The sequence below is a fragment of the Micromonospora sp. NBC_01638 genome, from assembly GCF_045209745.1.
Lineage (GTDB): Bacteria > Actinomycetota > Actinomycetes > Mycobacteriales > Micromonosporaceae > Micromonospora.
Genome location: NZ_CP109273.1, coordinates 4,942,426 through 4,962,768, shown reverse-complemented (window position 1 = coordinate 4,962,768; position 20,343 = coordinate 4,942,426). Strand labels below are relative to the sequence as shown.

The window sequence follows — 20,343 nt, the reverse complement described above, 5'->3', positions numbered from 1 at the left end:
GACACCGGATGACTTTCGGTTGCTCGATCGTCCCTCGAGCGGAACCCCAGCTCCCAGAGATCTGGTCACGACCCGGAGGGTGAAAAACTCACCCCACAAACATGACATCGCAACGTGCGACCACCAATGGCCGAGCCTGTGACGAAGTCGGGCGACGAACAGCAACCGAGAGTAAGCGCGCCCGCATTCCTCACGCCACGATGGAGAGGTGACGCGTCGGTGTCACCCGCGGAAGGTGGATAGATGCCAACTGTCTTCGGCTCGATGCGCAGGCTCATGCTGAGCCCTCAGCTCGCCGACGTGACCTTCGCCAAACGGGGCTTCCCGGGCGAACCGTCCCCCGGCGTACGACACCTGGAGGCTGTGCCCCAGGCCGTCATCTGCGGGTTCGAGTGGGGAATCGATGCCCGCGACCAGTGGGAGGTCGAGCGCCGGCTGGATCTGGTGAGCGAGGAGATGCGCGGATTCGCCTACGAGGGGGTGACGATGGCCTTCACCGTTCTCGACGCCATGGGACGTGGCCACCGAACCCGCGATCTGCTCCTCGGGCCCGGGCGTCCCCATGTTTTCCTCGCATACATCGGTATGGGTTTCGCGATGGCACGATTGCCCAGGAAGTTGTGGAACAAGGCAGTTCCCAACCTCGCCGGCGACCCCTATTACCCGACGATGAGCTGGTTGGCTGTCGACGGGTACGGATTCGATCGCGCGTATTTCGAGACGCCGCGCTGGGTCGATGCGCAGAAGGTGCCGAAGCCCTATCCCTGGGAAGGTTCGCCGGACTATTTCCTTCGAGCCGTCGATCAGGGAGTCGGACGGGCCCTGTGGTTCATCTGTGGTGGCCGCGCCCCCGATGTCGCCGCCGCGGTGGGGCGTTTCGCCGAGCACCGCCAGCCGGACCTGTGGAGCGGCGTGGGGCTGGCCGCGACCTTCGCCGGAGGAAGCGACGCGGAGGGCCTGGCCGCCCTGCGGCGGGCCGCCGGCGAGCACTGGGCGCAGTTGGCACTGGGCGTGGTGTTCGCGGTGAAGGCGCGTACCCACGCTGGCCTGGTGCCGGACTACACCACCGCGGCCTGCGAGACCCTGGCCGGTCTCACCGTGGACAAGGCGGGCGCGCTCGCCGACGCCACGGCGGTGCACTCCCCTGGATCGGCGCCCGCCTACGAGCTGTGGCGCCAACGGATCCGGGCACACTTCGACAACGCGTGACCGGTGACAGCTCGTTCCCGAGCTGTCACCGGTCCGCCGGTCCGGTGGAAGACCGCCGCCCGGCCGCCGGCCCTAAGAAGGGGCCTGGTACGAGGACGAGGCGCGATACCTGAACCGACCCCGGTCGATGACCACGGTCCCGTCTCCCCTGGCTGTCCGGAACGAGGCGGTGCCGTCAGCACCGCGCCAGATCGAGACGACCAACGAGTCGCCTGGGGTGACCGGGGCGGTGAACCTGCCCGACATCGCGATGAAGTTCGCCGGTTCGGCGCCGCACAGTTGATGCAGCAGCATCCGCCCGGTGAAGCCGAAGGTGCACGGACCATGCAGGATCGGCCGGCTGAAGCCTCCGCGTGCGGCGAATGTGGGGTCGCTGTGCAGCGGGTTCCGGTCGCCGGAAAGCCGGTACAGCAGTGCCTGCTCCGGCCTGGTCCGCTCCACCACCTGGTGGTCCGGGTCCCGGCTCGGCGGCTCCCACGGCTCGGAGGTGCCGCGGTCGCCGCCGAACCCGCCCTCGCCCCGGATGAACATCCCTGACCGGGTGGTGATGTAACGCTCGCCGGTGGCGGGGTCGACCGCGACGCTCTCGGACTCGACGAGCGCACCCGAGCCCTTGTCGTACATGCCGGTGACGGTGGGCGAGGTGAGCACCGTGCCGCTGACCGGTAGCGGCCGGTGCAGCTCGACGTACTGCTCGGCCATCACCAGTTGGGCGCGATCGAAGTCACCGATGCTGCGCGCCGGTGGGATCTGTGCGATCACCACGCCGTAGGTGGGCAGCACCCTCTGCTCGATGCCGTCGCTGTTCTCGGTCGTGAACTGGAGATCACGCAGTGGATCGCCGAGGCCCGCGCCGACGCCCAGGGCGTACAGCAGCGCGTCCTTCGAGGTCCAGGTTCGCTCGCACCGTTCCCCCGGTTCGCCGACGAGACTGTGATCGAGCGACATCACGACCTCCAGACGGTGATGCCAGGGCGTCGGCTACAGGCTGACGGCGAGGTCATTGGGGGTGCGGCGGGGAGGCCCGTCGCAGTACGAGTTGTAGGCGTCGAGGATCTGCTGTGCCCGTCGGGTCGCCTCGGCGAACCTGGCGTGGGGCTCGGCGCCATTGGTCAGGACGTCGTGCATCGCGCTGGTGATCTCGCCCATGATGCCCGCCTGCCCTCCGAGCAGAGGACCGAGCGCCGCCGGCGAGCCGTCCGCGGCCTCGAGCTGTTCGCCGGCCACGCGAAGACGCGGGTTGTCGCGGTACCAGCCCTCCTCGTGGAGGACGTCGACCGCCGCCCTGCTGATCGGGATGCGGTGGTGGCGTTTGGCCCACTCCGCGGCGTTGCTCGGCCGGTTCAGGTACTGGATGAACGCCAGCGCACCATCCTGTTTCGCCTGGCTCAGGCCCGCGGCGAGCCACAGCGCGAATCCGCCCATCATGTTGCCGGCCAGGGGAACATCGTCGTTGTAGGGCATGGGGCGCACCGCCACGGTGAACCCGTGCCGCTCACCCCGGTCCAACAGGTGCGACGCGTCCACCGAGGAGCTGAGGAAGAGCCCGATCCGCTGCTCCTCGAACGCGGCGTAGCCGCCCGCGAAGTCCAGGAGCTCGCCCGTGTAGAGGTAGTGGCCGTCGCGGTGGAGGCCTTGCCACCACCGGACGTAGTTCATCATCTCGGCCGAGGCCAGGTTCACCTTCTCGGCGCGGCCGGACCGACCGTTGTCGCGATCCGTGATCAGTCCACCCTGCTGGGCGACCGACTGGAGGAAGACCCAGTAGAAGTTGGGCCAGGCGATGCCGTGCGTGGGCCCGTTGGGCAGCTTGGCGAGTGCCTCGCAGGCCGCCGTGACCTCGAGCCAGGTTCGGGGCGGCTCGGTGATGCCGGCCTTGGCGAGGAGGTCCATGTTGGCGTAGAGCACGATCCCGGAGGCCGTACGCGGGATGGCCATCAGCTCGCTCTGGTAGCGGAAGTAGTCGCGCGCCGCGGGCACCATGTCGTCGAGCACGACGCGCTCACCGAGGACCTCGGTCCGCCCCGCGATGGCTCGCCCGACGGGCGTGAACAGGGGGTTCCCATCCGGCCCGAGCATGTCCATGGCGGCGCGGGTGGCGGTGAAGTGGTACTCCGCGATGTCGGGCGTCTCCCCGTGCTCCGCCGCTCGCGCCACCTCGGCGGGCATCGTACGGAAGTCGTGTCGGTTGATCTCGACCTGGTACTCCGGGTGCGCCTCGTTGAACTCAGAGGCAGCGGAGACCGCGATGTCCGCCTCGTTGGTTGCCCAGCTGGCCGGATCCGTCAGCCACACATTGATCTTGATCTTCGGCTGTTGCGTCATGTCAGCTCCTTCATTCATGCCGGCAGCGCGGGGTGGTGAGCAGGCGTGAGTCGATCGTGTCAGCGGGGCGCAGCCGACCGCGCCTTCGGTTTTGCTCACCGCGGCAGAGGTCGGGCAATCGTGAAGGTTGCCGCTCCGGGCCACCGTGCTCTGATGGCTACGGCTGTGCGAACCCAGCGCGAAGGAGGCAGGATGCGCCACACCGTACGGACGTCGGACGGTCGGCTGTTGGCCGTCGAGGAGTGGGGCGATCCCGCCGGCTGGCCGATCCTCGCCCACCACGGCACGCCGAGTTCCCGGAGAGCCGCCTTCCACGGTCCGTGGGTGCGCGACGCCGCCGAACGGGGGCTGCGGCTGATCAGTTACGACAGGCCGGGCTACGGTGACTCCTCGCCAGGGCCGGGCCGCACCGTCGCCGACACCGCCGACGACGTCCGCGCGATTTGCGCCGAGCTGGACATCGACCGCCTGGGGACGTGGGGATTTTCAGGCGGTGGGCCACCCGCGCTGGCGTGCGCCGCCCTGCTGCCGGATCTGGTGACCGCCGCCGTCGTGCTGGCCGGCATGGCGCCGTTCGAGCCCGAGGGCCTCGACTGGTTCGCCGACATGTACCGGGACGACGTCGACGACACCCGCATGTACCTCACCGACCCGGACGCGGCGCGGAAGAAGATGGACCAGGACCGGGAGGAGTTCCTCCTCGCGTCGGCGGACGATGCGGTCGACGCCGACGCGTGGACGCCCGCCCGGGAGGATGCCGCGGTCACGCTCGGCAGGTACCACCAGTTCCTGTCCTCCTGCCGGAGCGCCGGCCTTGCGCCGGGCATCCAGGGATGGTGGGACGACAGCGGCTCCCAGGTACGGCCGTGGGGGTTCGACCTCGCCGACGTCGCTGTCCCGGTCCTGCTCATGTACGGCCGACGGGACGTCTTCGTGCCGTTCGCGCACGGCGAATGGCTGGCCCGGCAGATTCCCGGAGCGGACGCCCGGTGGTTCGACGACGACGGGCACGGGACGCTGGCGCAGAGGCGCCTGCCTGAGGCACATGAGTGGTTGTCCGAGCGGAGATAGCCCGGTCGCGGCCGGGGTCAGACCTCGACGGTGGGGCGGCGGGTGACCGCCGCCCCACTCCCATCCGGCAGACGCCCTGGCCGGGCTCAGGTGACCCGAACGGACGTACCGGCCAGCGCCGCGGCCACCGCGTCGAGGCCGGCCGAGATGGTGAAGACCACGCCGGGCCTGTCCACCTCGACCGGAGCGACCGGCAGGTTCGCGCCGGTCACCCAGGCGACCACCGTCTCGTCCGGAGCGACCAGCCCCGCGGCGCACGCCCGGCGCAGACCCGCGACCGCCGCGGCCCCGGCAGGCTCGGTCGCGACCTGCGCCGCGTCGGCCAGCAACTCGACCGCGTCCAGGATCTCGGCGTCGCTGACGGTGACGAAGTCGCCGCCGGAGTGACGGACCTCGTCGATGGCCCAGTCGCCGAGCATCGGCTCCGGAACCTCGATGCCGTCGGCGACCGTGCCTCGCCACCGGGCCGGCGCCTGGACGCCATGCCACTGCGCGGCCAGCGGCGCGCAGTCTCGCGCCTGCACCGCGACCACCCGGGGAACCCTTTCCAGCGCGCCGCAGGCGACCAGTTCCCGGAAGCCCTTGGCCGCGCCGATCAGGGTCACACCGTCACCGACGGGCAGCACCACCACATCCGGCGTACGGTCGCCGAGCTGCTCCCAGACCTCGAAGGAGGCCGTCTTCTTGGCCTCGATGGTCAGCGGATTCAGCCCGGTGCAGCGGTCCAGCCAGTGGAACTGGGCCGCGGCGCGCCGGGACAGCTCGAACGCGGCCCGATAGCCCTCGCGGACCCGGAAGACGTACGCACCCATCGCCGTCATCAGCTCGACCTTGGCCGGCGCGCAGTCGGCGGGCACGAAGATGACGACGGCCATTCCCGCGGCCGCGCCGCCGATGGCGGTCGACAGAGCGGCGTTACCGGTCGACGCCGTCGAGACGACACCGACGCCGACACGCAGTCCCTGGTCGATCACGAGAGCCGTCGCCCGGTCCTTGTTGGAGGCGCTCGGTCCCACTGTCTCGTCCTTGAGCCACAGTCCCGGCAGTCCGAGTCGCTGCCGCAGCTCCCGCACCGGACGCAACGGCGTGCCCCCGACCGGTAGCGGGTACCGGGTGGACACGTCAGGGCGTGGCAGCAGGCGCTGATACCGCCACATGCCGGCCCCGGAGTCGGGGCCGGGCAGCAGCGTCCTGTCGTAGTCGTAGGTGTAAGTCTCGTGTCCGTGCACACCGGACTCCAGCCGTGCCTCACCCACCGGTGCCTCCTTGCGGGTCAGTCCTCGAAGAAGTTCGCCACCGTGACGGTGCGCGAATCGCTCTTCGCGTGGTCAAGAACGATGGCGCCGAGTGCGATGTCGAGGACGCCGAGACCGAACGGCGAGAACACGACCGGTTCCCGCGTTCGCAGTTCGCACCTGCCGAGCAGGACGTCGGCGAGTGTTCCCGTGACGAAGTCGCGTCCGCCGGAGAGCTCCTCGGCCAGATGGGGTGAGGTCTGCGCGCGCAGGCAGTGATCCACGTCGTCGACGATGTTCTGTGCGGCGAGCAGGGTCTGCGGGTGGATGTCGCGCAGCGAGATGTTGAGAACGGTCTGTCCCGGTGCGAAACGCAGGGTCTCCGGCAGGTAGGGCTTTCCCGCGGTGGTCGCGAAGACGATCACGTCGCAGCCGAGTGTGGCATCCAGGTCCGCGACACCGCCGGACCCTGGCCAGTGCTTCTCCCCGTGACCGACGAACTGCTGGGCCCGCTCGGGCACGAGATCGTGGCACAAGAAATGGGTCACCGGCAGCCCTGTGTGATGGAGGAAGTCAGCGATGGTGCGCGCGATCACGCCAGCACCGACGAAGCCGACACTGGCCGGCCCGTTCCCGGGTCGAAGAGCTCGCGCCGCCAGAGCTGCGGACGCGGCGGTACGCACGGCGCTGATCTGTGCCGACTCGAGGCAGGCCACGGGTCGGCCGGTCCGGTCGTCGTTGAGCAGCAGCACGGCTGACGCTCTGGGCAGACCGAGTTCGTGGTTGCCGGGGAAGCTGCTGATCCATTTGAGCCCAGGCATCCCGACCTCGCCGCCCAGGTACGCCGGCAGGGCGATGATGCGGTCCGCCGGCCGGTCCGGGAAACGCAGGAAGTGGCTGGACGGGTTGACGGTCTGACCTCTGTCATGGGCGAGATACGCCTTCTTGACCGCGGTCAGGACGGCGTCACGGGAGCCGCTCAGCGCATCGACAGCGACCGCGTGCGGCACGATCTGAAACATTCGGACTCCTCACCACCGAGCCAGGACCGAGTCGATTCCCGGGAAGTGCTCAGCCACCCACTTCTCGGAGTAGATGGTGTCGACGTACCGTTCCCCGGTGTCTGGCGAGATGGCCACCACCGGTTTCCCGTTCCGGAACGTCGGTGCCAGGCGACGCACCGCGGCGAGCACCGTACCGGTGGACCCACCGACCAGCAGTCCATACCGGCGCGCCACGAGGTGGCACGCGGAGACCGTCTCCACTTCCGGCACCACCACCCGCTCGTAGTCGCCGCCGTCGACGAGCAGCTCGGGACGGAGGCTCGCGCCCAGGCCGGGAATGAGGCGCGGAGCGCCCTGGTCCGCGAAGAGGATCGATCCTTCGGAGTCGACGGCGATGATCCGGGTGGTCGGGCGGTGCTCGCGGAAGAACTCCAGACAGCCCATGAGTGTGCCGGAGGTGCTCACCCCGATGACCACGGCGCCAACATCGGGCAGTTCGTCGAGGATGCTGCGGGCTGTCTGCCGGTAGTGCGCAGAACTGTTGGCCCGGTTGGCGTACTGGTTGGGCCAGAACAGCTTCCGGTCCTGCTTCAGCTGGGACCGGATGTAGTCGATCCGGGTTTGCAGGAACCCACCGTTGGCGTCCCGTTCGGTGACGACCACGACAGTGGTGCCCTGCGCCCGCATCGTGCGGATGGCGGCCGCGTTGGTGTTGGGATCGGCGACGATCGTGAGACTGATCCCCCGGGTGACGCACACGGTTCCGAGGGCGATACCGAGGTTGCCGGAGGACGATTCGATCAGCCGGTCGCCGGGGCCGATGCCGGATCTGCTGATCAGGTCTTCGATCAGCCCGACGGCGGTCTTCAGCTTGATGGACCCGGCGGGATTCAGGCCCTCCAGCTTCAGGTTCAGATCGACCCCGGGGACGAACCCGGCCAGGTCGAGAAAGATGTCGTCGGTGACGATGTCGTACGCAGCGTTGAAGATCATCGGTCCTCGCTACGCCAGTGGTACGCGGGCGGCATCAGCCGGTGGGCCGGCACCGTACCCGCTGGGCTCTCAGCCATCCTGGGAGCGGACGAGGCTTGCCGGACGCATGTCTGTCCAGTGATCCTCGATGTACTCGAGGCAGGCAGAGCGGGAGTCGTCGTCATGGACGACGACCCAACCGTCAGGACAGGCGATGGCGGCGGGCCACAGTGAGTACTGGGCTTCGTCGTTCACCAGAACGCGATATCGAGCGTCGGCGTCGTCAAACGGGTTGGACACGGGTGCTCCTCGCTTCGCTGTTGATCACTTTCGCTCGAGTGCCGGGCCAGCCGTCTGCATCGATCGTGCGCGCTGCGGACAGACCGGGCACCTTGCCCGTTGCCGACCAGCTCATCGACGGGATCCGGTGGTCGCGGCGCCGACCAGCACGTCGATCCGGTCGGCCAGATCCTTGAGCACCGGCGAGTCGACGAGCACCCGGACGCTGAAGTCCACGTTCCAGGTACGCCGGGCCGACAGCACCAACCTGGTCGCGAGCATCGAGTCCCCGCCGAGGTCGAAGAAGTTGTCGCCACGGCCGACGACGTCGACCCCAAGGACGTCCGCCCACATCCGGGCCAGGGCGAGTTCGGTCTCGGTGACAAGGTCAGCCTGCACGTTCTGTTCCTCGCCTTTCGTCTCGGTCGAGGCCCCGGAGGTGATCCCGTGGAGGAAGTCGAGGACCGCCGCCCGCGCCTCGGCGTCGGCAGCCAGCTCCGGTCGGTCGCACGACACGCGGACGGTTTGGAGGTCGGTCGCTCCCAGCCAGCCGGCGTCGGCCGGATGACCCTGTGAGATCACCTGCAGGATCGGGCCCCGCGGCGCCGGCTGCTCGTCGTGGTGCGCTGCTACGAGGAACGTGAGCCATTCGACGTAGACGCCGACCACGCCCTCCACCGGGCCGCTGACGTCGGCGTCGCCGAAACCGAACGCGGCCAGGGCCAGCCGCGCACGAAGGCGCAGGTCCTCCCCGATGCGCTTCACCAGCGTCTCGGGAGTGGCGAGCAGTCCCTCGATGTCGAGCAGCGGCGGTCGCTCGACATTGGGTGCTCGGCCCTCGACCTGACGCACGACCTCGTGGTACTCGTGGAGGATCTCGGACGGTGGAGTCTGCTGCGGGTCGAGCAGCACGATGGGCACGGGCCCGGCAGGGCCCACCAGGAGTGCGGCCATCGCGACAGCCAGTGGCGCGGCGGCGCAGTACGCGACCAGAGCCACCGGGCGATCTGGTCGCTGCCGCGCGAAGAGCTCGCTGGCGTACGCCGGAGTCGTCAGCGCGGTCGGCATCGGGGACGTCAGCAGATCCTGGCAATCGAACCCGGATCGGTCGAGATGCATCTCGCTGATGTGCGCCTCGGGTCGCCGACCCGGGTAGTCGAGGACAAGAAGCCTTGGATTGGCGGACACGGTCTCATCGCTCCCCTGCGTCGGCGGCTACCGCAGATCGGTTGCCCGGAGCCAGCAGCCGCGCGACGGCGGCTCGGTCGGCCTTTCCACTCGGCGTACGTGGGAGGGCGGGCAGCACCGTGATGGATGGTGGGACCGAGTACCAGGGAAGCTCCTCGCGGAGGGCGGCGAGCGCGGTGGCCGCGTCGAACTCCGCGGTGGCCGCGACCGTCACGGCTGCTCGTAGCTGACGGGAGCCGGCGCCCATGCTCACGGGGACACAGACGGCTTCCACCACTCCCGGCTGTCTGCCCAGGCATGCCTCGATCTCGAGCGGGTTGACCCGGTACCCGCGGATCTTGACTTCGTCGTCGGTACGACCGAGGAAGTGCAGCAGTCCGTTCTCCACGCTCACCAGGTCACCGGTCCGAAAGGCCCGGGTGTGCCCGTGTGCTGTCGGGGGGACCTGCACATACCGCTGCGCGTTCAACTCCGGCTGGTTCAGGTATCCCAGTGACAGTGGCGATCCGGCCACGAGCAGTTCACCGATCTGCGAGTCACCGGGCTCGGCGGTGTCCAGCAGGATCTCGCAACCCGGCAGTGGCAGACCGATCGGCGACAGCGAGGGCCACGAGCTGCTCTCCCCGGCCAACGTGTGCACCGACACCGTGTGCGACTCACTCTGGCCGTAGTGGTTGTTGAGAGCGCACTCGGGCAGGCGCTGGAAGAATTCCTTGATCGCCGGCGTGCAGACGAGTTGCTCGCCGGCGGTATTGATCTCGCGGAGGGCGAGGTTCGCCAGTGAGTCGAACGCCGTCGCCGCTGTCGCCAGCATGTGCAGCGCGACGCAGGGCAGGAACAGCCGCTCGATCCGCTCTCGCGCGAGCCAGTCCAGCAACTCGATCGGGTCCTGCCGCAACTCCTCGGGCATGATGACCAGCGATCCGCCGCCGCCGAGCGTACTGAGCGTCTCCTGGAACCAGATGTCGAAGTTCAGCGGCGCGAACTGCGCAGTCCGCAGGTCCTGGCGGACGGAGTGGTGCCGCTGCCAGTGCGCCATGTTGTCGATGCAGCTGTGCGGGAGAGCCACCCCTTTGGGGTTACCGGTCGACCCGGAGGTGTAGATGACGTAGACGGGCGTGTCCGGCGTGCACGGGACGAAGGTCAGGCCAGCCCCTGCCAGCCGCTCCACCTCGGTCCAGGCCGGGATGCTGACCCGACGAGGCGCCGGCAGCTCCGGGTCGGGCCCCGTGTGCAGGAGGACCTTCGCGCCACTCTCGGCGAGCATGTAGCCGAGACGCTTGCGGGGAAAGTTGCTGTCCAGCGGTAGGTAGGTGGCGCCCGCGCCGACGACGGCCCAGGCCGCGGCCACGATCGCCGCGGACCGAAGTCCGGTGACGGCAACCGTGTCGCCCGGGCCGACACCCGCTTCTCGCAGCAGACCGATGATGCGGGCGATCCATGCGGCCAGATCACGGTAGGTCAGCTGGTGTTCCGGGTCGCTCACGGCGAGTGCTCCGGGTTGGCGGCCGACCGCACGCTCGAACGATTCGAGCACGCAGGGCGGCTGGGACACCCCTCCCCAGAGTCCGGTCTCGATGATCATCGGTGCTGACCTCCCTCGAACGCGCTCACGGTCTGCCCTTCCTGCCGGATCCCCTCGACGAGCTGGTGCACGGCGCGGTCGACGTCGAACTGGGCGCGCTCGAAGCGTTCCGGGGAGGTGAGGTAGCCGTTGTAGAACGTCGCACCCTCACAGAGCAGCCCGAAGACCCAGATCCGGGAGGCCGAGCTGCCGTCCTCCCCGACGGGATGACCCTGATCGTCGACATCGATGGAGGACACGACCGGGCTGTCCGGCTTGAATCGCCGGACCATGCCCCGCCGGGCCATCGCCCCGACCACGGTCGGGTCGTCCCGCAGGGATTTCAGGCGATCGGTGTAGCCCTGGTAGAGCCAGTCCGCGCTGACCGTGCTGCGGACCGGAAACGCCGTCGAGGACAGGGCCCAGGTGCGACTGTCGTCATCCCAGCTCACGAGGGGATTCGGCCCCAGGGACATCGACACCACACCCGAGCGGAGCAGCGTCAGGATGTTGGCGGACCGCTCCTTCTCCGGGCCGATCACCAGGCGGTTGATCGCTTCGACGTGGTAGCGGTAGAACCGGTCGAGCGAGGCGTCCGTCAGTCCGCCGAATTCGATCGCGTACCTGATGGTGTCGCGGACCTCGCGACACATCTCGGTTGCCGCCTTGAAGGGGCTGCCGTCGAATCCGCGGGCCGCGTTCGCTATGTCGGCGGCCATCCAGGACTCCAGCGACCGCTGGTACGTCTCGCCGTCGGCCGACGCCGGGGAATCCTGGGCGTTCGGGGTCGGGCTCCCGTGGTACGCCGCCTCGGCGTCGAACTCGGCGGCCCCGGGCAGCTCGTCGAGCTCGTCGAGGCGCCCCTCGGCGGCGGCCGCACGCGCACGGAGGAGGAATGCCTCCGCGTCCTGGGCGCCCGCCTGTTGCAGGAGCGCCGCCCGCCGGTACGCCACCCGTAGTTCGAGCAGGAGCAGCGGCAGAACATCGCGGTCGAAGTCCAGTTGCGGCGTCCGGGTGCGCAGCCCGTCGACCGCCGACCGCGTGAACGCGACCGGCTCGTACGACACTACCGACGACGGCGCGGGTCGCGCACGATATGGCAGGCCGGAGCGGGAGAACACGACGATGCGGGGCTCACGACCGCTCGCCACGTACCGCTCAGGTAGGACCGTCCGGTCGAATCTGCCGCTCCGCCCCACCGTCAGCGCGAGGATCGCGTCCGTTGCCGTCAGACCGAGGCCCGCGATGGCGACGGTCTCGGACGGCTGTACGGACGCGAGTTGTCCAGGCAGCGGGTACGGCGAACTGATCAGTCGGTCGGCTGAGGCATCCTGATCGCGCTGCGGTTGGGCGGGGCGTTGGCCGACTGTCACGAAGACGTGATCCGCCTCGACGCGGTCACCGTTGTCGAGGCACAGGATCGAGGTGTCACCCTTCTGCTGGAGGTCCACGGCGTTGGACGCGTGCCCGATCAGTCGCACGTTGTCCGGAGCGTTGTCCCGCAGATACTGGTGAAACCACAGCAGATACTCGCCGAAGACCCGCCGCGGCAGGTTGTCGTTCGGCCTGACCGGGCGCCCGTCGGCCCCTACCGTGAAGCCGTCGGCCGCCACCCGCATCCCGCGTTCCCGCGCCCACTCGAAGAGGTTCGGGCCGCGCATAGCGGGCGCGTGCGAGACGGACCTGGCAGAGGGGAACATCGAGGCGTACGCGCACGCGTGATTGAGCAGAAGGTAGTCCGGCTGATGAATGTCGTACTGCCGCGGCTGGGCCGGGTTGGAGTCCACGAGGTGCAGGTCGAACGTCAGGTTCTGATCGGCGAGGGCCGCGTGGCTGATGAGACGCTCCAGAACACTGAGCCCTCGGACACCGAGGCCCACGATCGCAACAGTGACCGATTTTCTCCGTTGGTCCGGCGCGTAGTACTCACCCATCGAAGACCCTCCAGGTAGGCAGTGATGGGCCAACGACCGCATACCGCACCGACGGCCCTCACTGACGATTTCAGTCCCGCACGACCTGTCACACCTTCGCGATTGCCGCCGTCAGCTCCGCTGATCGCGGCTACCTATTGACTGGTGGTACGACCGCAGCCAGGCCAGGCTTGGTCGAGGTGACCGGTGGGGTCGCTCTCATCGCGGCTGCCCACCGCAGGCTGGTGTGGCTCTCATCTGGCGTGCGCCCCGCCGGTCACCGCGGCGGAGAGAGGCTCAAGAGGGGACTGCCCAGCTCAAGGTAGCGCTGCCCTCCCGTCGACGACCCATCGTCGGATCGAGGGAGGACACGATGGCTCAGGTCATCATCGGCGTGGACCCACACAAGCGTTCCGCCACCATCGAAATCATCAACGCCCGAGAGAAGACGCTCGGGCAGGGCCGGTTCGGCACCGACCGCGACGGCTACCAGGCCATGCTCGCCGCCGGCCGCAAGCACAAAGACCGCCTTTGGGCGGTCGAGGGCTGCAACGGCATCGGCCGGCACGTCGCTCAACGCCTGGTCGCCGACGGCGAAACCGTCGTGGACGTTCCCGCGAAGCTGTCCGCCCGGGCCCGCGTGTTCGCCACCGGCCAAGGCCGCAAGACCGACCCCGTCGACGCCCGCAGCGTCGCTGTGGTCGCCCTGCGCACCGAAGGCCTGCGGCAGGTCGTCACCGATGACGCCACGGTCGCGTTACGGCTGCTCGTCGACCGTCGTGACCAGCTCGGCCGGGCCCGTACCGAAGTGGTCTCCCGGCTGCATCACCTGCTGCTCGAACTGGTGCCCGGCGGCGCGAAGAAGGACCTGTCCGCCCAGCAGGCCCGCGCCCTGCTGGGCACCGTGCGACCGCGTGACGTGGTCGGCAAGACCCGTCGCCGGCTGGCCTCCGAACTGATCGGCGAACTCGTCGTCATCGACAAGAAGATCAAGATCGCGAAACAAGAGCTCACCGACCTGGTCAACAGCACCGGAAGCCGGCTGATGGACCTGACCGGCATCGGACCGTCCGGCGCCGCTCGCCTGATCGGCGACATCGGAGACATTGCCCGGTTCGCCAGCCGCGCTCACTTCGCCTCGTGGAACGGCACCGCGCCGATCGACGCCTCGTCCGGCGAGCAGAACCGGCACCGGCTTTCGAGAGCCGGGAACCGGCGCATCAACCGGGCACTGCACATCATGGCCATCGTCCAGCTGCGCCGTGACACGGAAGGGCGCCGCTACTACCGGCGCAGACTGGCTGCGGGCAAAACCCCGATGGAGGCCCTACGGGCATTGAAGCGGCGCCTGTCCGACATCGTCTACCGGCAGATGGTGGCCGACGCGAAGCTGGTCAAGACGGGTCCGGGAGGACACGCGGGGGCGACTCTGCAATCCAGCGCGGCCGACCCAAACCCCAAGATCGACACTTCGGAAAAGTCACTTCCCGGACCCGCCACACCCCAGCCTAGAACAACCCTCGCCGCGGCCTCTTGACACAGAGGGGTGCCAGAATCGTGACTACGTCCCCAGATCAGCGGCTATCCGCCCCAGCACCACCGGGGAGTTCTCGAAAATCGCGAAGTGATCGCCGTCCAGCACGAGCTGCGCGTACCGGTCGCTTGTCTCCTGCTCCCATCCGGCGACCTGGTCCGGTGCCGCGAAGTGGTCACGTGTGCTGGCGAAAGCCGTGATGGGGACCGGCAGGCGGGGTTCGGGGTGGTAGCTGTACATCTCGTTGACGTGGAAGTCGGCGACGAGCAGCGGCTGGATCAGCTCCAGCATGAACGGCTCCGCCAGGATCTCCTCGGGTGTCCCGCCGAGCCGGCGCAGCACCACCGCCAGCTCGTCCGCCGGCAGCCCGGCAAGCTCGGTCCTGATCATCGGCATGCTCGGCGGACGCCGGCCGGCGACGAAGAGGTGGACCGGCAGCGGTCCGTTCAGACGACGGATTTCCCGGACAACCTCGAAGGCACACAGTGCGCCGGTGCTGTGGCCGAAGATGGCGTACGGCGGTCGCACCGTCCTGATCACCTCCGGGGCCAACTGCCGGGCCATCTCCACCGCCGACGTCAGCGGTTGTTCGGAGCGCCGGGTCTCCCGCCCGGGCGGTTGGACGGGGCAGGCGGCAATCGTTGCCGGCAAGCCGCGACCCCAGGCCCGGTAGACCGTCGCACCCGCACCGGCGTGCGGGAGGCACAGCAGGCGGACCGAAGCCTCCTCTCCCGTCTCGAACGGGAACCACGGGTTTCTGGGACGTACCCGCCCGGTGCTCCGCCCCGCGCCGCTACGCATGGCGAGGCCCGGCGGCAGCGGCAGCGGGATTGTCGGTGGCCTCATCAACGTCGAGCCTCGGGCGGGTGACCGCGAGCGAGGTGCCGTCCGCTTCAGCGCTCACGGCCGCGTCCCGATCTGACTCGACCGGCGGGCCGCGACCGCCGGGCGATCTCGTGCAGTGCCGCGCGGTCGACCTTGCCATTGGCGGTCACCGGATACTGCGCCAGGCCGCGGACGATCTGCGGCACCATGTACGCGGGCAGCAGTTGACGCAACTGGGCGTGCACGCCCAGGGGGTCGTCCTCCGGTGGCCCCGACGGATGCGCGTCCGATCTCGGGACCTGATACACCAGCGCCAACCGCTGTGGCAGGCCCTCCAGGTTGGTCATCGGGAAGGCGATGCAGTTCCGGACGCCCGGTAGCGAGCCGGCCACCGACTCGATCTCGGCGAGCTCGATCCGTTGTCCGCTGATCTTGATCTGGCGATCACGCCGACCGCGGTAGTGCAGGACACCGTCGTCGTCCCAGACCCCCATGTCGCCCGTGCGGTAGAGCCGCACCGGAAGCCCGTCGAGGTCGATGGTCGGGAACTTCTCCAGGGTCAGCTCGGGCTGCCCGAGGTAGCCGGTCGCCAGGCCCTGGCCGGCGATGCACAGCTCGCCCTCCTGACCGGGTTCGCAGCGTTGATCGCTCTTGTCGAGCAGCACCACGCTCGTACCCTGCACAGGTGTGCCGACCGGAATCCCCCCCGGCACGTCGCAGTCCGCGGGCACCAGCCGCCGGAGAGTTGTGATCATGCAGCTCTCGGCTGGCCCGTACGCGTTCCAGAGCGGGAGGTCGGGATGGCGGCTGAGGAAAGCGCGCATGTGCTCCGGCGACGCCTTCTCGCCACCGGTGTAGACGCGGGCGAGGCCGCCGAAGCAGTCCGGGGCCTCGTCGACGAACATGTTGAACACGGACGTGGTGATCCACAGCGTGTCGACGCCGTGCCCCGACACGATCTGGCGCAGCGTGTCGGGTAGCAGGTAGTTCTCCGGGATCAGCACCACGGTGCCGCCCGTCGTGAGCTGCCCCCACAGCTCGAAGGCGTACATGTCCCAGGCCAGCGCCGCTACCTGCGGGGTCGTGTGGCCAGGCCCAAAACCGTCGAGGCCCGGGGAACCGAAGAGCCGGGTCACCGCCTGGTGCGGTGACAACACACCCTTCGGTACGCCCGTCGTGCCGGACGTGAAGAAGACGGTCGCCGGCGCGTCCGGTGGCACCGGTGCCGGGTGGAACGGTCGTGCGCGCCGGGCCGCACGGTCGATGCCGCCATCCGACGGTTGGTAGCGGTCGAACCGGCCGTCCCACTGGTTGTCCGTGCTGACGACCACCGCGGGCGCGATGAGGTCGAGGATGATCCTCTGCCGCTCCATCGGCCAGTTCGGGTCGAGATTCGTGTAGGCCGCCCCCGTCTTGAGCACACCCAACTGGAGCGCCACCATGTCCGGCGACCGATCCAGCAGAATCGGCACGACCTGCCCCGGCCGGACACCGCGATCATGCAGGTCGACGGCGTAGTCGTTCGCGGCCGCGTCGAGCGTGCCGTAGCTGATCGTCCGGTCGTGCCAGACGAGTGCGGTGGCGTCCGGGTCACGCGCGGCCTGCTCGGCCACGGCGGCGTGGATCAGCGGCTGAGGGCTGGGTTGACCGGTCATGCGTCGGCTGCCAGCTCTGGGTGCCAGCCGCGTCCGTCACGGTGAACGAGCTGTTCCGGATATCTGCTCATGGGGTTCCTCCGAGATAGGGCGCGAATCTGCGCTTCGGCAACGCGACAGCGAGAGGTGTTTCCATCCGTCATCGTCGGAAGGCGCCCTCGCCGGTGCTACTCACCCGTTGCGGCCGGCCCGACCCGCTCGCCAGTGGAAACATCGCCCAGGTATTCGTTGACGGCGCCGACCGAGGGGTTGCTGAAGAACTGTTTGAGAGACAGCTCCACGCCGAAGCGCTCGGTGATCTTCGCGATGAGAACCGCTGCCAGCAGAGAGTGGCCGCCCAGATCGAAGAAGCTGTCCCCGACTCCCACCTGGTCGACACCCAGCACCTGCGCGAACAACTCGCACAGACGCTCCTCCTGCGGCGACGCCACCCCGTCACGAACTAAAGCGCCGGAGTCCGGAGACGGTGACGTCAGCTCGTCCAGCTGCCCCGCGAACTCCAGGGTCCCGTCCGGACGCCACCGCACCAGGTCGCCGGTCCGGTACATCCGCTCACCCACACCGAACGGGCACGCCACGAACTGCTGGGCCGTCCGCCCTGCCTGGCCCAGATATCCTCGCGCCAGCCCCGCACCCGCCACGTACAGCTCTCCGGCAACACCCGGCGGGACCGGCCGCAGGAGGCTGTCGAGCACGAAGACCCGCGTGTTCCAGATCGGACGTCCCATCGGCACGACAGCACCGGACTCATCGCCGACGCGGTGCGCGACGCTGCCGATGGTGCACTCCTCCGCTCCGTACTCCCGGTGGATCTCCGCACCGCCGTGCGACCAGTCGCGCGCCACCGAGGTGGGAAGTGTCTCGCCACCGATGACCAGCACCGTCTTTCGGTCCGCCGCCCGGTCCTCGTGCCCGGCCATTGCCCGCAGATCCGACGGCTTCAGCCGCACGGGAGCCACCGGGCCCGCCGCGCCGTCCAGTAAGGCGGTCAGCGGCTCGCCGCCGACACCCTCCGGGATCAGCACGACCGTGCTCCCGGCCAGCAACGGCAACAGGATCGAACTGATGGCGAGGCCGGACGACAACCCGGGGCGAACCGGGGCCGCGCTTTCCCCGTCGACCCGATAGGTGGCGCTCGCCCAGGCGCAGTAGTTGATGACGCCCCGATGGGTGACGGTGACGCCCGCAGGGGCACCCGCCACGCCAGAGGTGTAGACCACGTACGCCGGGTGGGTGTGCCGCAGCGCGGCGGTCCGCTCGTCGTCGGAGAGGGCAGTCCCCGGCACACTCGTCAGGGCGTCGCGCGTACCGGCGGCATCCAGGATCATGACCGGGGGGCCACCGGCCGCGGGCAGCCCGGCAGCAGTGGCGTGGTCATCGGTGATCACGACCGTCGGGCGAGCGTCAGTGAACATGAACTCGACCTCGCCGGCGGGCTGCTCCGGGTCGACCGGCAGGTAGGCCGCACCGGCCTTCAACACCGCCAGCAGCGCGATGACCAGAAGCTCACGGTGCGCCAGCGCGACAGCCACCGACTTCTCCGGGCCGGCGCCGAGAGCGACCAGATGGCGAGCAAGCTGGTTGGCCCGGTGGTCCAGCTCGGCGTAGGAGAGCTGGTTCCCGCCGCAGTCCACCGCCGTGGCATCCGGCGTCCGGGCCGCCTGCTGTTCGAACAGCTGCGGCAGGGTGAGCCCGGGCACCGCCCGGCCGGTGTCGTTCCAGTCGTGCAGGATCCGCCGCCGCTCGTCATCCGCCAGCACCTCGTATTCGCCGACCGGGCGGGACGGGTCGTCGACGACCTGGCGCAGCAGTCGCGTGAGTCGTTCGGCGAGAGCCTCGACGGTCGATTCGTCGAAGAGGTCCTGCGCGTACTCGAAGGTGCCCCGGATACCCGCGGGCGAGCCGTCGGCGTCGTACAGCGGGCGGACGAAGAGCGACAGGTCGAACTTGGTCGTCTCGTGGCCGAGCGGCGTGGGCTCGATCCGCAGGCCGGGCAGCTCCCACCTGCCGGTGCCCGCGTTGTCGGAGACGAGCATCACCTGGAACAACGAATGCCGGGACACCGAGCGGGCCGGATTGAGAATCTCGACCAAGCGCTCGAACGGCACGTCCTGGTTGGAGTAGGCGGCGAGGTCGGTCTCGCGGATGCGGGCCAGCAGCTCGGCGAAGGTCGGGTCGCCGCTCAGGTCGGCTCGCAGCACGAGGGTGTTGACGAAGAACCCGACCAGATCGTGGACCGCCTCGTCGGAGCGGCCGGCAACCGGCGTGCCGATCGGGATGTCGGTGCCCGCGCCGCAGCGGGACAGCAGCGCCGCCAGCCCGGCATGGAGCACCATGAACAGGGTCGTCCTGTGTTGGCGCGCCAACGTTGCCAGGTCGCTGTGCAGTTGGGCGTCCAGTGTCACCACGACCATGCCGCCGTGGTCGGTCGGTTCGACCGGCCGCGGGCGGTCGTACGGGAGTGCCAGTTCGTCGGGCAGGTCACGCAGAGCCGACGTCCAGTAGTTCACCTGTCCGGACAACATGCTGCTCGCCTCACCGCTGTCGCCGAGCAGGCCGCGCTCCCACAGGGTGTAGTCCGCGTACTGCACCGGCAGCTCCGGCCACCCTGGCGCGTGGCCGCCCGTCCGGGCCCGGTACGCCTCGGCCAGATCGCGCACCAGGATGCCCATCGACCATCCGTCACAGGCGGTGTGATGGGTCATCAGCAACAACACGTGCTCCTGCGGCGCCACCCGGAACAACCAGGCCCGGACCGGCAGCTGGGTCGCCAGGTCGAAGACGTGTCGCGTCGCCTGCTCCAGAAGGCTGGGCAGGGTCGCCTGGTCCGCCTCCACCACCGTCAGTTCCGGCGCAGCCTCGGCGGCGTCCACGATCTGCTGGTACGGCTGACCGGCCACCACCGGAAAGATCGTCCGCAGCGACTCGTGTCGCCGGACCACGTCCCGCAGCGCCGACTCCAGTGCGCCAACATCCGGCGAGCCCTCAAGCCGCCAGGCGAACGGCATGTTGTAGACCGGGCTCGGCCCGCTGAGCCGGTCCAGGAACCACAGTCGCCGCTGAGCGAACGACAGCGGCAGACGCTCCGGCCGCGCCGTGGCTACCAGCCGGGGCCGGGAATTGCCGGCCTCGTCCAGGGCTCTGGCCAGCTGCGCGACGGTCGGATTCGAGAACAGCGTACGGACCGCGACCTCCACGCCGAGCACCGCGCGGATGCGGCTGATCAGCCGGATGGCCCGAAGGGACTGGCCGCCCAGATCGAAGAAGCTGTCCTCGACCCTCACCCGGTCGACGCCCAGCACCTGCGCGAACAACCCGCACAGGATCTCCTCCCGCGCGGTGGTCAGGTCCCCCAGTACGCCACCGGCGTCGAAGCGATTTGCCATGCTCATTCCCATCCTGGCTGGAACGAATCGATCCGCGCCGGCCACGCCATAGGTGGAATCAGCTGCCCGCTCATCGCGCGCAGCACTCTGGGAGCGTCACAGCCGCGCTACCGACGGCCATCTCCGCTCTTGCTCGACGACCGCCGCGCCGACCACTGTGGTGGGAAGCGTGGCCGGGCAGCG

The 20,343-nt window shown here is 69.2% G+C and carries 14 protein-coding genes and 1 pseudogene; 3 read left to right on the top strand and 12 right to left on the bottom strand.

Features of this window, described 5'->3' with window-relative positions:
- Positions 1–243 precede the first annotated feature (243 nt).
- Entirely contained in the window at positions 244–1,209 is a 966-nt protein-coding gene (locus tag OG811_RS23270) for a DUF1702 family protein (RefSeq protein ID WP_406068656.1), read from the top strand.
- 72 nt (positions 1,210–1,281) lie between these two features.
- Here the strand turns inward: OG811_RS23270 and OG811_RS23265 are convergent, their stop codons facing one another.
- A complete protein-coding gene (locus OG811_RS23265) occupies positions 1,282–2,157 on the bottom strand; it encodes a MaoC/PaaZ C-terminal domain-containing protein (RefSeq protein WP_406068654.1) in 876 nt (291 codons plus the stop codon).
- Between the two features lie 33 nt (positions 2,158–2,190).
- Positions 2,191–3,534 (bottom strand): extracellular solute-binding protein, encoded by a 1,344-nt coding sequence (locus OG811_RS23260; RefSeq protein ID WP_406068652.1) that lies wholly within the window; start codon positions 3,532–3,534, stop codon positions 2,191–2,193.
- Positions 3,535–3,726: 192 nt separating this feature from the next.
- Here OG811_RS23260 and OG811_RS23255 point away from each other — a divergent pair, with 192 nt between their 5' ends.
- Entirely contained in the window at positions 3,727–4,605 is an 879-nt protein-coding gene (locus OG811_RS23255) for an alpha/beta fold hydrolase (protein ID WP_406068650.1), read from the top strand.
- Positions 4,606–4,691: 86 nt separating this feature from the next.
- On the opposite strand, the gene OG811_RS23250 is transcribed toward OG811_RS23255, so the two are convergent.
- The 7 genes and pseudogenes from OG811_RS23250 to OG811_RS23220 form a co-directional block, all read right to left on the bottom strand.
- On the bottom strand, positions 4,692–5,861 hold the full coding sequence (locus tag OG811_RS23250) for a pyridoxal-phosphate dependent enzyme (protein WP_406068649.1): 1,170 nt from the start codon (positions 5,859–5,861) through the stop codon (positions 4,692–4,694).
- Between the two features lie 17 nt (positions 5,862–5,878).
- Positions 5,879–6,862 (bottom strand): 2,3-diaminopropionate biosynthesis protein SbnB, encoded by a 984-nt coding sequence (gene sbnB, locus OG811_RS23245; RefSeq protein WP_406068647.1) that lies wholly within the window; start codon positions 6,860–6,862, stop codon positions 5,879–5,881.
- A 9-nt stretch (positions 6,863–6,871) separates the two neighbouring features.
- The gene (gene sbnA, locus OG811_RS23240; protein WP_347662394.1) at positions 6,872–7,837 is read right to left on the bottom strand and encodes a 2,3-diaminopropionate biosynthesis protein SbnA; all 966 of its coding nucleotides are present in this window, start codon (positions 7,835–7,837) and stop codon (positions 6,872–6,874) included.
- 69 nt (positions 7,838–7,906) lie between these two features.
- Complete coding sequence (locus OG811_RS23235; protein ID WP_124773869.1) at positions 7,907–8,116, bottom strand: MbtH family NRPS accessory protein; 210 nt, start codon at positions 8,114–8,116, stop codon at positions 7,907–7,909.
- Positions 8,117–8,227: 111 nt separating this feature from the next.
- A complete protein-coding gene (locus OG811_RS23230; RefSeq protein WP_406068644.1) occupies positions 8,228–9,283 on the bottom strand; it encodes a phosphopantetheine-binding protein in 1,056 nt (351 codons plus the stop codon).
- Positions 9,284–9,287: 4 nt separating this feature from the next.
- A complete protein-coding gene (locus OG811_RS23225; RefSeq protein WP_406068642.1) occupies positions 9,288–10,868 on the bottom strand; it encodes an AMP-binding protein in 1,581 nt (526 codons plus the stop codon).
- Between the two features lie 1,349 nt (positions 10,869–12,217).
- Positions 12,218–12,781 (bottom strand): annotated as a pseudogene (locus OG811_RS23220) (FAD/NAD(P)-binding protein); the annotation flags it as partial.
- A 352-nt stretch (positions 12,782–13,133) separates the two neighbouring features.
- On the opposite strand from OG811_RS23220, the gene OG811_RS23215 reads away from it, so the two are divergent.
- Complete coding sequence (locus tag OG811_RS23215) at positions 13,134–14,297, top strand: IS110 family transposase (RefSeq protein WP_406068640.1); 1,164 nt, start codon at positions 13,134–13,136, stop codon at positions 14,295–14,297.
- Between the two features lie 24 nt (positions 14,298–14,321).
- On the opposite strand, the gene OG811_RS23210 is transcribed toward OG811_RS23215, so the two are convergent.
- The 3 genes from OG811_RS23210 to OG811_RS23200 form a co-directional block, all read right to left on the bottom strand.
- Positions 14,322–15,140, bottom strand: a complete 819-nt coding sequence (locus OG811_RS23210; protein ID WP_406068639.1) for a thioesterase II family protein — start codon at positions 15,138–15,140, stop codon at positions 14,322–14,324.
- Positions 15,141–15,187: 47 nt separating this feature from the next.
- Positions 15,188–16,774, bottom strand: coding sequence for an amino acid adenylation domain-containing protein (locus OG811_RS23205; RefSeq protein WP_406068637.1), 1,587 nt, complete (start codon positions 16,772–16,774; stop codon positions 15,188–15,190).
- Positions 16,775–16,941: 167 nt separating this feature from the next.
- Entirely contained in the window at positions 16,942–20,160 is a 3,219-nt protein-coding gene (locus tag OG811_RS23200; RefSeq protein ID WP_406068636.1) for a condensation domain-containing protein, read from the bottom strand.
- Positions 20,161–20,343: the final 183 nt, after the last annotated feature.

Excerpts from the sequence above, each read along its gene's own strand:
- sbnA (WP_347662394.1), bottom strand. The coding sequence starts at position 7,837 with ATGATCTTCAACGCTGCGTACGACATCGTCACCGACGACATCTTTCTC.
- OG811_RS23225 (WP_406068642.1), bottom strand. The coding sequence starts at position 10,868 with ATGATCATCGAGACCGGACTCTGGGGAGGGGTGTCCCAGCCGCCCTGC.
- OG811_RS23260 (WP_406068652.1), bottom strand. The coding sequence starts at position 3,534 with ATGACGCAACAGCCGAAGATCAAGATCAATGTGTGGCTGACGGATCCG.
- OG811_RS23210 (WP_406068639.1), bottom strand. The coding sequence starts at position 15,140 with ATGAGGCCACCGACAATCCCGCTGCCGCTGCCGCCGGGCCTCGCCATG.
- OG811_RS23205 (WP_406068637.1), bottom strand. The coding sequence starts at position 16,774 with ATGACCGGTCAACCCAGCCCTCAGCCGCTGATCCACGCCGCCGTGGCC.
- OG811_RS23215 (WP_406068640.1), top strand. The coding sequence starts at position 13,134 with ATGGCTCAGGTCATCATCGGCGTGGACCCACACAAGCGTTCCGCCACC.
- OG811_RS23255 (WP_406068650.1), top strand. The coding sequence starts at position 3,727 with ATGCGCCACACCGTACGGACGTCGGACGGTCGGCTGTTGGCCGTCGAG.
- sbnB (WP_406068647.1), bottom strand. The coding sequence starts at position 6,862 with ATGTTTCAGATCGTGCCGCACGCGGTCGCTGTCGATGCGCTGAGCGGC.
- OG811_RS23200 (WP_406068636.1), bottom strand. The coding sequence starts at position 20,160 with ATGGCAAATCGCTTCGACGCCGGTGGCGTACTGGGGGACCTGACCACC.
- OG811_RS23265 (WP_406068654.1), bottom strand. The coding sequence starts at position 2,157 with ATGTCGCTCGATCACAGTCTCGTCGGCGAACCGGGGGAACGGTGCGAG.
- OG811_RS23270 (WP_406068656.1), top strand. The coding sequence starts at position 244 with ATGCCAACTGTCTTCGGCTCGATGCGCAGGCTCATGCTGAGCCCTCAG.